Origin of the sequence: Bradyrhizobium aeschynomenes (assembly GCF_013178945.1) — a bacterium.
GTDB classification, from domain to species: domain Bacteria; phylum Pseudomonadota; class Alphaproteobacteria; order Rhizobiales; family Xanthobacteraceae; genus Bradyrhizobium; species Bradyrhizobium aeschynomenes.
The window spans coordinates 624280-638062 of sequence record NZ_JABFDM010000001.1; the positions used below are offsets into that span (position 1 = coordinate 624280).

General features: G+C 61.0%; 15 protein-coding genes and 1 pseudogene. 15 read left to right on the top strand and 1 reads right to left on the bottom strand.

Annotation, left to right across the window (positions count from 1 at the left end):
* The first annotated feature begins 448 nt into the window (after positions 1–448).
* The 10 genes from HL666_RS02775 to HL666_RS02820 all read left to right on the top strand — a co-directional run bounded on the left by HL666_RS02775 (position 449) and on the right by HL666_RS02820 (position 9813).
* Entirely contained in the window at positions 449–3286 is a 2838-nt protein-coding gene (locus HL666_RS02775) for an ATP-binding protein (protein WP_172179762.1), read from the top strand.
* A gap of 126 nt (positions 3287–3412) precedes the next feature.
* A complete protein-coding gene (locus HL666_RS34050) occupies positions 3413–3916 on the top strand; it encodes a helix-turn-helix domain-containing protein (protein ID WP_172179764.1) in 504 nt (167 codons plus the stop codon).
* A 364-nt stretch (positions 3917–4280) separates the two neighbouring features.
* Positions 4281–4514 (top strand): pentapeptide MXKDX repeat protein, encoded by a 234-nt coding sequence (locus HL666_RS02785; RefSeq protein WP_172179766.1) that lies wholly within the window; start codon positions 4281–4283, stop codon positions 4512–4514.
* 68 nt (positions 4515–4582) lie between these two features.
* Positions 4583–5422 carry a cytochrome b/b6 domain-containing protein gene (locus tag HL666_RS02790; RefSeq protein WP_172179768.1) on the top strand — a complete coding sequence of 280 codons (840 nt, stop codon included), beginning with the start codon at positions 4583–4585 and terminating at the stop codon, positions 5420–5422.
* Positions 5419–6213 (top strand): molybdopterin-binding protein, encoded by a 795-nt coding sequence (locus tag HL666_RS02795; RefSeq protein WP_172179770.1) that lies wholly within the window; start codon positions 5419–5421, stop codon positions 6211–6213. Before HL666_RS02790 ends, HL666_RS02795 begins: the two co-directional genes overlap by 4 nt.
* A gap of 177 nt (positions 6214–6390) precedes the next feature.
* Positions 6391–6999 carry a cytochrome P460 family protein gene (locus HL666_RS02800; RefSeq protein WP_172179772.1) on the top strand — a complete coding sequence of 203 codons (609 nt, stop codon included), beginning with the start codon at positions 6391–6393 and terminating at the stop codon, positions 6997–6999.
* 29 nt (positions 7000–7028) lie between these two features.
* On the top strand, positions 7029–7592 hold the full coding sequence (locus HL666_RS02805; protein ID WP_172179774.1) for a cytochrome P460 family protein: 564 nt from the start codon (positions 7029–7031) through the stop codon (positions 7590–7592).
* Positions 7593–7689: 97 nt separating this feature from the next.
* Positions 7690–8268: a molybdopterin-dependent oxidoreductase gene (locus tag HL666_RS02810; RefSeq protein ID WP_172179776.1), complete on the top strand. Its 579-nt coding sequence runs from the start codon at positions 7690–7692 to the stop codon at positions 8266–8268.
* Positions 8265–9023: a ferredoxin reductase gene (locus HL666_RS02815; RefSeq protein WP_172179778.1), complete on the top strand. Its 759-nt coding sequence runs from the start codon at positions 8265–8267 to the stop codon at positions 9021–9023. Before HL666_RS02810 ends, HL666_RS02815 begins: the two co-directional genes overlap by 4 nt.
* A gap of 4 nt (positions 9024–9027) precedes the next feature.
* Complete coding sequence (locus HL666_RS02820; RefSeq protein ID WP_172179780.1) at positions 9028–9813, top strand: SDR family NAD(P)-dependent oxidoreductase; 786 nt, start codon at positions 9028–9030, stop codon at positions 9811–9813.
* Positions 9814–9929: 116 nt separating this feature from the next.
* On the opposite strand, the gene HL666_RS02825 is transcribed toward HL666_RS02820, so the two are convergent.
* Positions 9930–10247 carry a LysR substrate-binding domain-containing protein gene (locus HL666_RS02825; protein WP_246741460.1) on the bottom strand — a complete coding sequence of 106 codons (318 nt, stop codon included), beginning with the start codon at positions 10245–10247 and terminating at the stop codon, positions 9930–9932.
* Positions 10248–10455: 208 nt separating this feature from the next.
* On the opposite strand from HL666_RS02825, the gene HL666_RS02830 reads away from it, so the two are divergent.
* The 5 genes and pseudogenes from HL666_RS02830 (at position 10456) to HL666_RS34555 (ending at position 13723) form a co-directional block, all read left to right on the top strand.
* Entirely contained in the window at positions 10456–11085 is a 630-nt protein-coding gene (locus tag HL666_RS02830; RefSeq protein ID WP_172179782.1) for an FMN-dependent NADH-azoreductase, read from the top strand.
* A gap of 193 nt (positions 11086–11278) precedes the next feature.
* Entirely contained in the window at positions 11279–11989 is a 711-nt protein-coding gene (locus HL666_RS02835; RefSeq protein WP_172179784.1) for an SDR family NAD(P)-dependent oxidoreductase, read from the top strand.
* Positions 11990–12021: 32 nt separating this feature from the next.
* Positions 12022–12960 carry an alpha/beta fold hydrolase gene (locus tag HL666_RS02840; protein WP_172179786.1) on the top strand — a complete coding sequence of 313 codons (939 nt, stop codon included), beginning with the start codon at positions 12022–12024 and terminating at the stop codon, positions 12958–12960.
* Positions 12961–13119: 159 nt separating this feature from the next.
* Positions 13120–13455, top strand: a pseudogene (locus tag HL666_RS34550) (hypothetical protein); the annotation flags it as partial.
* A gap of 67 nt (positions 13456–13522) precedes the next feature.
* Positions 13523–13723: a hypothetical protein gene (locus HL666_RS34555; RefSeq protein WP_376698576.1), complete on the top strand. Its 201-nt coding sequence runs from the start codon at positions 13523–13525 to the stop codon at positions 13721–13723.
* Positions 13724–13783: the final 60 nt, after the last annotated feature.

Sequence of the window (13783 nt, forward strand, 5' to 3'; positions counted from 1 at the left end):
ATGCGATGACGGTCCCGGCTGCTGCTGCTGATGCATCCGGGCATAGGCACTCAACCGGTCGCGCGATTGCGCTGGCGGAAACTGAATAGTCATTTGTGCCGAACCAGGCACTCGTTTGACACCGAGACCGGCACCGCGTGGAACTCGTCGATGGTCCGGTGATGCCGGCTTCTCACTCCTCCATCCCGCACGCTCGTGCTAGCACCTCCAGCACTTTGAGCGGCAGTTTCTTCATAACCCACTGATCGGTCGCAATTATTGGTACGGGAGATGCTGCTCGCGCTACTGGAAGTTCCGCAAGACGATATTCTTGAAGATGGCAATCCCGAAGGGGTGTTAAAAATTGCAAAAAGCTGCAAAAGAAGCAGGAACCGGTGATTTTGGCCGATGAACATCTCACCGCCGTCAGGTGCGTATGACTCAGACGTTGTTGTTTGGACCATTTTGCTTGAAGGCTACAGAGCGCCTGCTGCTCCGTGACAATGAGCCTGTTGATATTGGCGGACGAGCCCTTGATCTGCTGATTGCGCTGACCGACCGGGGCGGACAGGTTGTGAGCAAGCAGGTCCTGATGGATCTGGTCTGGCCGGATACCACCGTCGAGGAGGCGAGCCTTCGAGTGCATATCGCCGCGCTGCGGAAGGTGCTCGGGGACGGTCGCGGCAAGAGCCGGTACATCGTCAACGTCGCTGGTCGCGGCTATTGCTTTGTCGAGCAACTGCGCTCGGGGTCGGCAGCCGATCTCGAAAGAACCGGGACTGCCATCGATCCCACGCGCCTGCGCAGCCTGCCACCTCATCCTCATTCAATGATTGGTCGAGCCGAAACCGTTTCGAAACTGTCTTCACTTCTTGTCGCTCGGCGTTTCGTGAGTATTGTCGGGCCGGGCGGCATCGGAAAGACCACGGTGGCCATCGCGGCCGCCCACCTGCTCAAGGACGACTTTGGTCATGACGGGATCTGCTTCGTCGATCTGAGTTCGCTGGTAAATCCGGCGGCAATTGGGAGCGCCGCTGCAGCGGCAGCAGGATGCCTGATCCCGGGAGTGGAGCCGGAAACGTCGTTGCTGGCGGCCCTCGCAAACATGCACATGCTGCTTGTGTTCGACAATTGTGAGCATGTCATTCAAGGGGTCGCCTCGATCGTCGAGCGAATCTATCGCGAAGCGCCGCAAGTCCACATCCTGACGACCAGCAGGGAGGCATTGCGTGCGGAAGGCGAGAATGTCTTTTTTCTTTCGGCCCTCGAAACGCCGGTGGATAGCGCTTCGTCGGCACGTGAAGCGCTGGCGTTTCCCGCAGTGCAGCTCTTCATGGAGAGAGCTGCTGCGAGTGGTTATGTGCATGTCTTGGAGGACATGGACGCCTCGATAGTGGCACGCATTTGTCGTCGGCTGGACGGGATTCCGCTTGCCATAGAACTCGTGTCCAGTCGAGTTGGCAGGTATGGAATCCGTGGAATTGCCGATCTCCTGGACAGTGGAGCGGCATTGTTCCTGCAGGGTTTGCGAAGCGCTCGGATCGAGCACCAGACATTGAAGGCGATGCTTGACTGGAGTTTCGAGCTCTTGTCCGCAGACGAGCAATCTCTATTCCGTGATCTGTCCGTTCTTGCGGGATGGTTCACAATGGACGCGGCTCGCTCCGTTGCTGCTGACGGATTGAGCTCATCACACGTATTCAGCAGCGCGCTGATAGGCCTGGTCGACAAATCATTGGTTACGGCGTCCTCTCAGGACAATGAAGCTCGCTTCCGTCTGTTGGAGACGACCCGCGTCTATGCGGCAACCAAGCTTCTCGAGGCAGGTGACGCGGATTCGGTCGCAGGACGTCATGCCTCCTACTTCCTCTCTGTTCTCCGGTCCGGCCTCGCGGGCGAGGGGCTCGACCAGGCCGCAGCGGGCGCGACCATCCCGCATCTGGATAATATACGCAAAGCCCTTGCATGGAGCCTGTCGACCCCGAAAGGCTTCGCCATCGGTGTTGAACTCGCGGCCGGGGCCGTGCCCCTGTTCCTGCAATTATCGCTATACGAAGAATGCGTGCAGTGGTGCAGGCAAGCGTTGAAAGCCCTGAAGGACCTGCCTGATACGCTGTCGATCGAAATCGAGATCCAAGGAGCTCTCGCCATTTCGTTGATGTCCACGCATGGGAATAGCGCCGAAGTCAGGCAGGCGATCGAACGTGGCTTGAGCATCGCCGAAGCGCTGTGCGATGGTCCGCGCCAATACCGCTTCCTCATCGGGCTTCATATTTTTCTTTTCCGTCTTGGTGACTATCGTTCGGCCTTGGCGGTCGCCGAAAGAAGCGAAGCGGTTGCTCAACAAATTGGGAGCAAGACCGCAAACGTGATCACCGAGTGGGCCCTGGGTGATACTCATAGGTTCATTGGCGATCAGCTGGCGGGACTTCGCCATTTCGAACAGGGATTCAGACTGGCCTCGGATGGGGGGCTGGTGCCGGCGGACATGTTCGGGCTCAATCATCGAATACGGGCCGGTATCGGGCTTGCGCATTGCTTGTGGTTGCGCGGGCTTGCAGATCGGGCGCGCGATGCGGCGTATCGCACGATCAGCGAAGCGGGAGGCGATGGATCACCAATTTCGTCCTGCCATGCTCATCTCTACGGGAGCGTGGTCTTCATCTGGACGGGCGATTTTGATGAAGCTGAGCGTATTCTGGACGTCGCGAAGGGGCTCGCTCGGAAGTATTCGCTAGGCGCGCTTCGTGCATCGTGTCTCGAATTGTCGGGCGAGATCATGGTGGCGCGGGGGCGCGTGCAAAGCGGCGTCGAGACTCTCGAAGAGGCGCGAAGAGCCTTGCGGAGCCAGCATTATAATGTCCGGGCGCCGGCGGCGGCATGCGCCCTGGCCGATGGGTTGGCGAAGTGCGGTCGGGCAGAGGAGGCGATCGTCATCGCGGATGAAGCTCTGGCGCTCGCAGAGGGAGCCGGTTGGGACTTCTGGATGCCCGATCTGCTCAGGGTTCGAGCGGAGGTTCTGCTTGCGTTGACCGTGCCGGATTTCCATGCGGCGGAGGAATCGCTCCTGCGTTCGATTGAAAATGCCCATAGACAGGCCGCCTTGAGCTGGGAACTGCGTGGCGCGATCCCGCTCGCCAAGCTTTGGAGCGAACGCGGACAGCGGGGTCGTGCTCAGGAGGTGCTCGAGACGCTGTATCTGCAATTCACCGAGGGTTTCGAAACCCAGGATCTCGTCACCGCGCGCCGGCTTTTGGAGGATCTCCGCGAATACGGGGGGCGTTCCTCCAAGGATAATGAGTTGTAACGCCTTTTTACACGGTCTTATTCACAGCTTTCGACAGAGAGGGTCATTGTTCACGACCAAACGGGTGGTGAACACATGTCTCAAATTTTGCAGAGTGCAATATCCAGGTCACGTTCGGAAGCCGATGTGCTCGCTATCCTGCTGGGGGAGGCGCTCGCCAACTTCGATCTGGACCGCCAGACGGCTCGCCGCCGGATCGAGGATGCATTCAGTCTTGTGCAGAACAAGGACGTTTCGCCAGCTAACCGCATGTTGCTGTCGGCTTCGCAGACCCGGCGCGTGCAGCAGTTCATCGAGGCGCATCTTGATACAGTCCTGTCGATGGAGAAAGTCGCAAGCCAGGTCAACCTGAGCGCTAGCCATTTCTCGCGCGCCTTCAAGGCAGCCAAGGGCATTGCGTACAAGGAATACGTGTTCAGGGCACGGATTGCGCGCGCCAAGCACTTGCTGCTCACGACCGACGTTCCGATTTCGGAGGTCGCGTTGGCCTGTGGGTTCTGCGATCAGGCGCATCTGACGCGAGCCTTTGGTCGCGCTACGGGCGTTCCTCCCAAAGCCTGGCGGCGACAGATGACCAAACGGCCGGCCCGGCTGAGCCAATCTGTCGAGCTGCCGGGCCCCCTGGTCTAGCTTGTGTTCTCAGCCGCCTTTTCGGTGAATTCAATTCGAAGCGGCAAGCGCGTGTGCCTCGGAGCACCGCGGCAGCGACAAACCCAAATGACGACCTGGTCGGGATTTCTCTCTTTGCCCTATCCCGCGCGGTAGGGCTCGCACTCCGTGGCGCGTCTCGCCCAACATCATCAGCTGGAGGACGGCATTCGTGAAGTGCCGGCGCCAGCGCGCAACGCATGGGAATCCAATCGCGGCCGCAACGTTCAAGAAGCGATGACGGTGTCGCCGCTAAATCGGCTTAAGCGTTCTGCGATTGGCGAGTCCAGAACCCGCCCCGGATCGGCCGGGCATGTCGCCCGACCACGACTGAGAAAGGCACCCCATGCACTCCATCTCGAAAACCTTTGCTCCCGTCGTCGTTGCCGCCAGTCTCGCGTTCGGCGCGCTCTCGGCTCACGCAGAGGACGCCATGAAGAAGGACGGCATGAAGTCCGATGCGATGAAGTCCGACGCCATGAAGAAGGACAACATGGCCAAGGATTCCATGAAGAAGGATTCGATGCATTCGGATGAGAAGAAAGACGGCATGAAATCGGATGCGATGAAGAAGAATTGATCGTCCCGCCGGCACTCGGTGGCCCGGGTGCCGGCACCTCCGCGAGGTGGAAATAAGGAGCAGCCCAGGTGTCTGAATCGACGTTCGCATCATTCACGCCGGTGCTCGTCCGGCGTCACAGCATCGTCGTGAGAGTGACGCACTGGCTCAACGTCGTGTGCCTGACGTTTCTGCTCATGACGGGCCTGCAGATATTCAATGCGCATCCGCGGCTGTACGTCGGGTCCTATGGCGCCGACGCCGATCGGCCGATCCTCGAGATCGGCACTCGCGGCGGCGACGACGATCTGCACGGTTACCTCCGCGTAGGCGGGCTGACGATCCCGACCACAGGAATGTTGGGTGTTTCCAAGCGAAACGGAGAGACAGTGGAGCGCGGTTTTCCGTCGTGGATCACCTTTCCCGGATATACCGATCTGGCGACCGGCCGCCGCTGGCACTTCTTCTTCGCATGGTTTCTGCTTTTCAACGGTTTGGCGTACCTGGGTTACGGCATCTTCGCCGGTCACTTTCGACGCGACCTCGTACTTGAGACCGACCAGTTGGGACTAGCTCACCTCAGGCAGCAGATTGCGGATCATGCTCGGCTGCATTTCCCCAAGGGGGAGGAGGCTCGCCGCTACAACGCCCTGCAGAAGATCGCCTATCTCGCCGTCATCTTCGTGTTGCTGCCGCTGATGATCGTGACCGGCGTGACGATGTCGCCCGGTGCAGACGCCGCTTTCCCGTGGCTCGCGGGGGTGCTCGGCGGACGGCAGACCGCGCGCACGATCCACTTCGCGGCGGCGTTCTCCATCGTCGGATTCGTCCTGATCCATCTTATTGCGGTCCTCGCGTCCGGTGTCTTGAACAATTTGCGGTCCATGATCACGGGGCGCTATGCAATCGTGCCGGAGAAGTCGGCATGAAGCCCTCGCCGAAGCCCGCCGGCATCTCTCGGCGGCAGCTCTTGACCGGAGCCGCTGCGGTCGCCGCCGCTGCGCCTCTCGGCGGATGCGACTCGCTTGCCGACAACGAGCATATCGGCGATGCCGTGCAACGTATCGAGCAGACCCTGTCGATGCGCGTGCAGCGCCTGCTGATCGGGCGGGGCGCGCTGGCCCGCGAGTTCGAGATCAAGGACCTTTCGCCGCAATTCAAGGTGAACGGGACGGACAAGCCGGGTGGCGACGATTACCAGCGTCTCCTTGACACCGGATTCTCCAACTGGAGGCTGGTCGTCGATGGGAAGGTTCGCAATCCTCTCAGTTTGTCGATCGCCGACCTGAAAAGCCTGCCGCCGCGAACGCAGATCACGCGTCACGACTGCGTCGAGGGTTGGAGTGCAATCGGGCAATGGACGGGCGTGCCTCTCTCCCGCGTGATCGACCTCGCCGGACCGACCGCGGATGCGCGCTACGTCGTGTTTCACTGCGCCGACCAGTACGAACAGGCATCGGACGGCAACGGCCAGTACTACGAAAGCATCGATCTGGTCGATGCCTATCACCCGCAGACCATTTTGGCTTACGGCATGAACGGCAAGGATCTGACGGTCGGACATGGCGCGCCGCTGAGGCTCAGGGTCGAGCGGCAGCTCGGCTACAAGCATGCAAAATACGTGATGCGCGTCGAGGTCGTCGACAGTTTCGCGCGGATCGGTCGCGGCCACGGCGGCTTTTGGCCGGACCGAGGCTACGAATGGTATGCCGGTATCTGATCCCGGACAGACGAATGCTCTTCAAAGCCGCGGTCCTTCAAACCGACCGAAGCGCCACGGTTCAATCGAGGAATCTACGTCCAAGACCTTGCAGCGGGAAAGTTGTCTTTTCTGCCTACCAATTCAGAGCGGACGCGGGCTATCAGGCCACGGCTTCGCGGACAGGAGACCTCTACCATGTTGAAGAAAGTTCCGGTTGCTGCGTTGGCTATCGGCGTGGCCGCCCTTGTCGGCCTCGCAGCCTCCCGGCCGGGCGATGCGCAGACGCCGGCTGCACAGCAGCGCTATCTGCCGGAGTGGACGGCCAACGGTGATCTGGTGCTTCCCAAGGGTTTTCACCGCTGGGTCTTCGTCGGATCGCCGCTGACGCCCAACGCGCTCAATGGCGGGAAGGCAAATTTTCCCGAATTTCATAACGTCTATATCGAGCCGGGCTCGTACGAAATCTACAAGCAGACCGGCGAGTTTCCGGAGGGGACCATCTTCTTCAAGGAACTTCAGTTGACGCTGCCGGCAGAGAATCCCGATGGATCGCGGACCGAACCATCGGGACGAGGATTTTTCGGCGGCCCGTTCAACGGGGCCGACGTAACCGTCAAGGACACGAAGCGTTTCGCGGACACCGGCGGCTGGGGGTACTTCAACTTCCATCACTACGAACCGAAGGCGGCGACCGCGAAGGCGTTGCCGAAGTCAGAATGTGCCTACTGTCACATGGCAAGCGCCAAGAAGGACGAAGTATGGACCCAGTTCTATCCGCTCCTCGACAATCCGAAGCTCGACTGATGACGGCATCATCCCAAGCGAAGCGCATCATGACGGCAGCTGCAGCCGCAGCTTTCGGCGTCCTGGTTCTGTTTGCCGACGACAACGCAGTGGCGCAAAGCGCCACGAGCGACAAGGCCGCAGCGTCCGTTACGGACGAGAAGGGCAACATGCACATTCCGCCCGACTATAGGACCACCTACGAGTTCCTCGGGACCTGGTCTGTCGCGGGAGACGCCGGCCAGGGCGCCAAGCAGCTGCACGTCGTCTACACCTCGCCGGGTACGATAGAAGCCTTCCGGAAGACTGGGCACTTCCCGGAAGGGGCGGTGCTGGTGAAGGAGGTCTATGAAGCCACGACCAAGGACATGACCACCGGAACCGTCAGCCGCGAAGACAAGCTGGTGGGCTGGTTTCTGATGGTGCGTGATACCAAGAACGACTACGCCGGGAATAAGCTCTGGGGTGACGGTTGGGGCTGGTCCTGGTTCGACGCCGGAAATGCGAACAAGACGACCTCGACGGACTACAAATCAGACTGCCAGAGCTGTCACGTGCCGGCGCGATCGACGGATTGGATCTACACCTTCGGCTATCCGCCGTTGAAGCAATAGCGGTTGGCGGAGCGATGTCTCGACCGGTGATAGGATCCGCGACGGAGGTGCCATCGTGCACGTGACCAGAGGTTTCAAAGGCGAGCGCCGCCCCGGTATGGCAGATCGCGCGCGGCTTCCGCCCGGACAGTTCTTGACCCCGGAGTTTCCAGTGCTGACGGCGGGGCCGACCATCCATACCCCGGTCGATCACTGGAAGTTGGCGTTGCAGAACGGCGGCTCTCTGATCGCGACGTGGACGTGGGATCAGTTCGAGGCGCTGCCTCAAACGGAACTGCAAACCGATATCCACTGCGTGACGAAGTGGAGCAAGTTCGACACGCGTTGGCGCGGTGTGACGATCGACGACATCTTCCGCGCGGCCGCCGTCGAGGTCCCGCCGACCAGCTACCTGATGGCTTATTGCGACGGCGGCTACACGACGAACCTGCTCGTCTCGGACCTGATCAAAGGCCGCGCGATGATCGCGACCCGCTTCGACGATCTTCCCTTGTTGCCATCCCATGGCGGTCCGGCCCGCCTCCTGGTGCCGCATCTGTATTTCTGGAAGAGCGCCAAATGGGTGCGTCGTCTGGCTTTCCGCAATGAGGACGACCCTGGCTTCTGGGAGTCGCGCGGCTATCACCGCCGTGGCGATCCCTGGCGCGAGCAGCGATACGACGGTGATCCGGAATGAATGCGCCGGTCGCGTCGATCCCTTGGCTTGTGGCTACCGTCGTCGCGATCCGTAGCGAGACAGCGTCCGTCAAGACGATGACGTTCGACGTTCCATGCTGGCCCGGCCATCTTGCCGGCCAGCACGTCGATCTGCGGCTGACGGCCGAAGATGGTTACGTCGCACAGCGCAGCTATTCGATCGCGTCGGCCGGCGGGCTCGGGTCCCGCATCGACCTGACAGTCGATCTGGTTGCAGACGGAGAGGTGTCCGGCTTCCTGCACGAAGAGTTGACGGTTGGGGATCGCATCGAACTGCGTGGCCCCATCGGTGGCTATTTCGTCTGGTCCCCGCGGCAGGACAATGGTCTGCTGCTGGTCGCTGGAGGGGCGGGGATCGTTCCGCTCATGTCGATACTGCGTACGCGCGCATCGGCGAAGTCGAAGCGGCCTGCGCGTCTGCTCTATTCGTCGCGCAACGCGGACAGGATCATCTACGGCGACGAACTGGACGCGCTTGCGGCACTACCCAACGGAGTCGTGCTGACCCACACCATCACCCGGGGGGCGCCTCCAGGCTGGCGCGGCGAGCGCAGCAGGATCGGACGTGTGATGCTGACGCGACGCGAGTTCATGCCGGCGGACGATCCGGATGTCTTCGTGTGCGGGCCGACGGCTTTCGTCGAGACGGTCGCCGGTCACCTCGTCGCGATGGGACACGCGGCGAGCAAGGTGCGGACCGAACGCTTCGGTCCGACGGGTGAACAACAGGAGTGAGATGATGAGAAACAGTACATTCGAAGCGGGATCAAGCAGGGGACCAGGACGACTTTCGAACAAGGTTGCCGTGGTGACGGGCGGGTCGAAAGGCATAGGGGCCGGCATAGCTCGGCGGCTGGCCCTTGAGGGTGCATCGGTCGTCGTGAACTATTCGACGGATCAGGCGGGCGCGCAGAGTGTCGTCGCCGACATCCTGGCGGCCAACGGGAAGGCCGTTGCCGTCCAGGGGAACGTCGCCGAGGCGGCCGACATCGAGCGCATTTTTGTAACGGCCATTCGTGATTTCGGTCGCCTGGACATTCTGGTGAACAACGCCGGCATCTACAGATTCCACGCCATTGAAGACATCACCGAAAGCGAATACCGGAGTCATTTCGACACCAACGTGCTCGGCCTGCTGCTCGCGACGCAGGCGGCAGTCGCGCGGTTCGGCGCTGAGGGCGGCAGTATCGTGAACATCGGCTCCATCGCCAGCCGTCAACCGACAGCCAGTACGACAGTCTATACGGCGACCAAGGCTTCCGTCGATGCCATTACGCGTACGCTGTCGAAGGAACTCGGTCCGCGCAAGATCCGGGTGAATTCGATCAACCCGGGAGCCGTGGAGACGGAGGGCACGCACGCCGCGAAGATCATCGGCAGCGAGATGGAAAAGGCGTTCATCGCCATGACGCCGCTCGGCCGCTTAGGGCAACCCGACGACATTGCGCCGGTGGTGGCATTTCTCGCATCGGAGGAAGCCCGGTGGATCACAGGTGAAACGATCGTCGTCTCCGGCGGCCTATAGAAGGCATTGAGAAGGCGATCGCGGCGGGCCGTTTCGTCGCGCCAGTCATGCCAGACGGCATCGTCATGCGGCGGCATCGCCGACTGATAATCGGAATGACCCGACGGATGCAATGATCAGCCAGCTTTTGAGCGCGAATCGAGCGCAACCTCAACCATGCGTCGGCGCAGGCGCGGCACCACAAAATCGACAAACGCACGGAGCTTCAGCGGCAATCGGTTTTGAGCGTCATAGACAAGGTGAACCGGGCGGACCATCGGCTCGAACTGTTCCAGGACGAGGGCCAATCGTCCAGCCCGGACATGTTCAGCGACCTGGTAGGAAACCGCGCGGATGAGCCCGGCTCCAGAGAGGGCAGCGTCAATCGCCGCGTCGATTGTGTTGACGCCGAGCCGAGACCGGAGCGACGTCTTGATGTCCGCGCCGTCAGCCAGCGGTCATTTCGTTCTCGATGAGAACAGACCGCGCGTCGCCACGGAAATCAAGGCAGCCTTCGGCGGCAAGTAAGAGCCGCGGCAAAGGCAGCATGACCACCGGGGATCGGCCGGCCAATGGCCGGTCCCAGCAGAACCCATCGTAAAGCGCAGCCCGGGACAGCGGTGCACGCCACGGAGCCGCTTGCTCCGAAACAGGACCATGAACATGGAAAAGATTCTCTACATCAAGGCTTCTCCCCGCGGCAACGAGTCGAAGAGCACGGCGATCGCGGACGCCTATCTGGCCGAGCTGCGTGAGCGGATTCCGGCTCTCCTCGTTGATACGCTCGATCTGTCTGCGGAGAGACTTCCCGAATTCGACGGCGACAAGGTTGCGGCCAAGATTGCGGTCCTGATCGGTCAGGCTCATCAAGGCCGCCAGAAGACCGCCTGGGACGAGATCACCGGGATCGCAAATCGCTTCATCGAAGCGGACCGCTACCTGATGGCGGTGCCGATGTGGAACGGCGGCATTCCGTACCGCCTCAAGCAGTTCATCGACCTCATCCACCAGCCCGGGCTGTTGTGGGGCCTCGATCCGCAGACCGGTTACTTCGGGCTTCTGAAGAACAAGAAGGCGGTGCTGACACTGACGAGCGGGGCGTTTGGTGCGTCCATGCCGTCGCCCGCCTTCGGCATCGACCATCACTCCACCTATCTTTGCGATTGGTTGAACCAAGCCGGCGTCACGGACATCACCACCATCCGCTTCCAGCCGACGCTCCTCAATCCGGATCCGGCGGGCGCATTCGAAGCAGCGGTGGCCGAAGCGATTTTCCTGGCGGGACGCGAATAGAAACGCGGTGGAAACATGATGGATCGCCGTCTTTTGGCAATCGCCATTGTCATGTTCGCGCTCGGCGCTGGTAGCGGCGTCGTCGCGGGCGTTGTCCCAAGATTTCTCATGCATTCGGCATCGCGGCTGCAGGTCTCGTCGGCGCCGCCGGAATCGACTTCGCAAGCCTTGGATGAAGAACAAGGAGTCCATCATGAGTAACGAAAAGAAAGTCGTCATCGTCACCGGCGCGTCGCGGGGAATTGGAGAAGCGCTGGTCGAAGCGTATCGCAGGAAGGACTATCGGGTGGTCGCGACGGCGCGCACGATCAAACCATCCGGGGACGGTGATGTTCTCACGGTGGCGGGTGACATCGGCGACCCCGCGACCGGCCCCCGTGTCGTCGCAGAAGCGCTCGAGCGTTTCGGGAGGGTGGATACGCTGGTGAACAATGCAGGTGCATTTGTGCCCGGGCCGTTCACGAAATATACGCGAGATCAATATGCTCTGATGCTCGCTACGAACCTGAATGGATTCTTCTACGTCACCCAGGCGGCGATTGAAGCCATGGAGAAGCGTGGAAGCGGGCACGTGGTCAGCGTGACGACGACCCTCGGCGAGCTCGGAAACTCGAAGGTTCCGTCCGCGCTCGCGTCATTGACGAAGGGCGGCATCAACGCCGCCACCAGGAGTTTGGCGATCGAATATGCAAGTCGCGGCATTCGGGTCAACGCCGTATCGCCTGGAATCATCAAGACGCCGATGCATTCGCCCGAAACGTACGAGCTCAAAGCAACGCTGCATCCGATGGGCCGCATGGGCGAGATTGCCGACATCGTGGGAGCGATTCTGTATCTCGAGACCGCGTCGTTCGTAACCGGCGAAATTCTACACGTTGACGGCGGTCAATCTGCTGGCCGTTGACCGTCATCACATCGAGTTCGAACGGAGAAAACATGAGGACCATCTTGGCAACGGCAGCGGCGGCTTCAGTGCTGGCCGGCGTGGCGAGCGCCGAGCCGCTAACCGCGACGCATGCGACGACGACCTATCACAGGGTCGAGGTCAATGGATTGAGTATATTCTATCGCGAAGCCGGTCCGAAGGACGCTCCGACTATCGTGCTTCTGCACGGCTTTCCCTCGTCGTCGCGTCAATATGATCCCCTCATACCTCTGCTTGCTACGCGATATCACCTGATCGCGCCGGATTTTCCAGGATTCGGTCACAGTGACGCGCCTTCTCCCTCGTCCTATACTTATACGTTCGACAACCTTGCCAGGACGACGAACGCGTTCCTCGACAAGCTGAACATCGAAAAGGCCAGCTTCTACATCCATGACTACGGGGCACCGATCGGGTTTCGTATGATGGTCACTCGTCCTGACCGCGTGCAGGCGTTGATTGCGCAAAACGCCAATACCTATGAAGAGGGGCTGGGGCCCAAATGGGCGCTCATCAGGAAGTATTGGGCTGATCCGAAAGGGCATCCCGAGGTGATCGAAGCCTTCATGTCGCCGACCGCGACGGAGCAGCGGCATACGCAGGGCACGTCGCACCCGGAACGCTACAATCCGGATACCTGGTCCGACGAAATGACGCACCTTGCCAAGCCGGGGCAGAGAGAGATCCAGGCTGCGCTGCTCTACGACTACCGTACGAACGTCGCGTCCTATCCAGCCTGGCAAGCTTGGCTGCGCGAGCGCAAGCCGCCGACCCTGGTCGTTTGGGGGCGGAACGACCCCTCGTTCATCGCCGCAGGCGGTGATGCATACAAGCGCGATGTCCCTGACGCGGAAATCCATCAATTGGACGCGGGTCACTTCGTGTTCGATGAGCAGACGGACGAGGTGGCGCGCTTGGTCATCGCATTCATGCAGAAGCAGAGGCTGTAGGGATCAGGGAAGGCGAGAGCCGGCGCAGGCTGGACCGAAGCAAATCTGTGGTCCAAGCCGCGGCGTGATCGCGGTTTAACGCCATTTAACGCGCCTGAACTCGCCGGAACACGCATCCCAGCCCAGGGTGGATGCCGATGTTAACAAGGGTTTGTCGGCATGACCGCATACGGAAGGCCCCACGACGATGATGTGGGGCGTCCAGACACACCGAGGCTGGTTTTGGAACTTCTTCGACAAGCCCTGGAGTTGCTCGATGACAATCCCGGTGCGGGGCGCTGCCGGGTTGAAGACGCCTTCGCGCTTCTGAGCGAGTCGTCGGAACCCAAGCGGACGAAGCACAGGGCGCTCGCGCAGTGGAAGATCCGGAAGGCCGAAGAGTACATCAACGCGCATCTGGGCGCCTGTCTCCGCATCCAGGACGTTGCGCGCTTGGTCGATATGAGCACTGGCTACTTCTCGCGGGCCTTCAAGAAGGCGTTTGGCGCTTCCTATTCCGAATACGTAACGAAGAATCGCCTCGATCTGGCCAAGCGCGCTGCTCCTGACGTCGGATTCGTCGATCGCGGAGGTCGCGCTCGCCTGTGGGCGTGCCGATCAGTCGTACCTCACGCGTCTCTTCAGCCGTACCGAGGGGCTGCCGCCGCGCGCGTGGCGCCGCATGCTGCGCGATTGCGCCCGGCATACTGATCCGCGCTGGCCGGCGCGTGGTTCTGAGGCGTCTCCCTCCTGCAGGTCGGGCCGCGCGATTTCGTCGCCGTGATGAGTAGCATCGACGTCCAATTGCGGGATCGAAATTCAAGAACGGCCATCGCTCATTGCC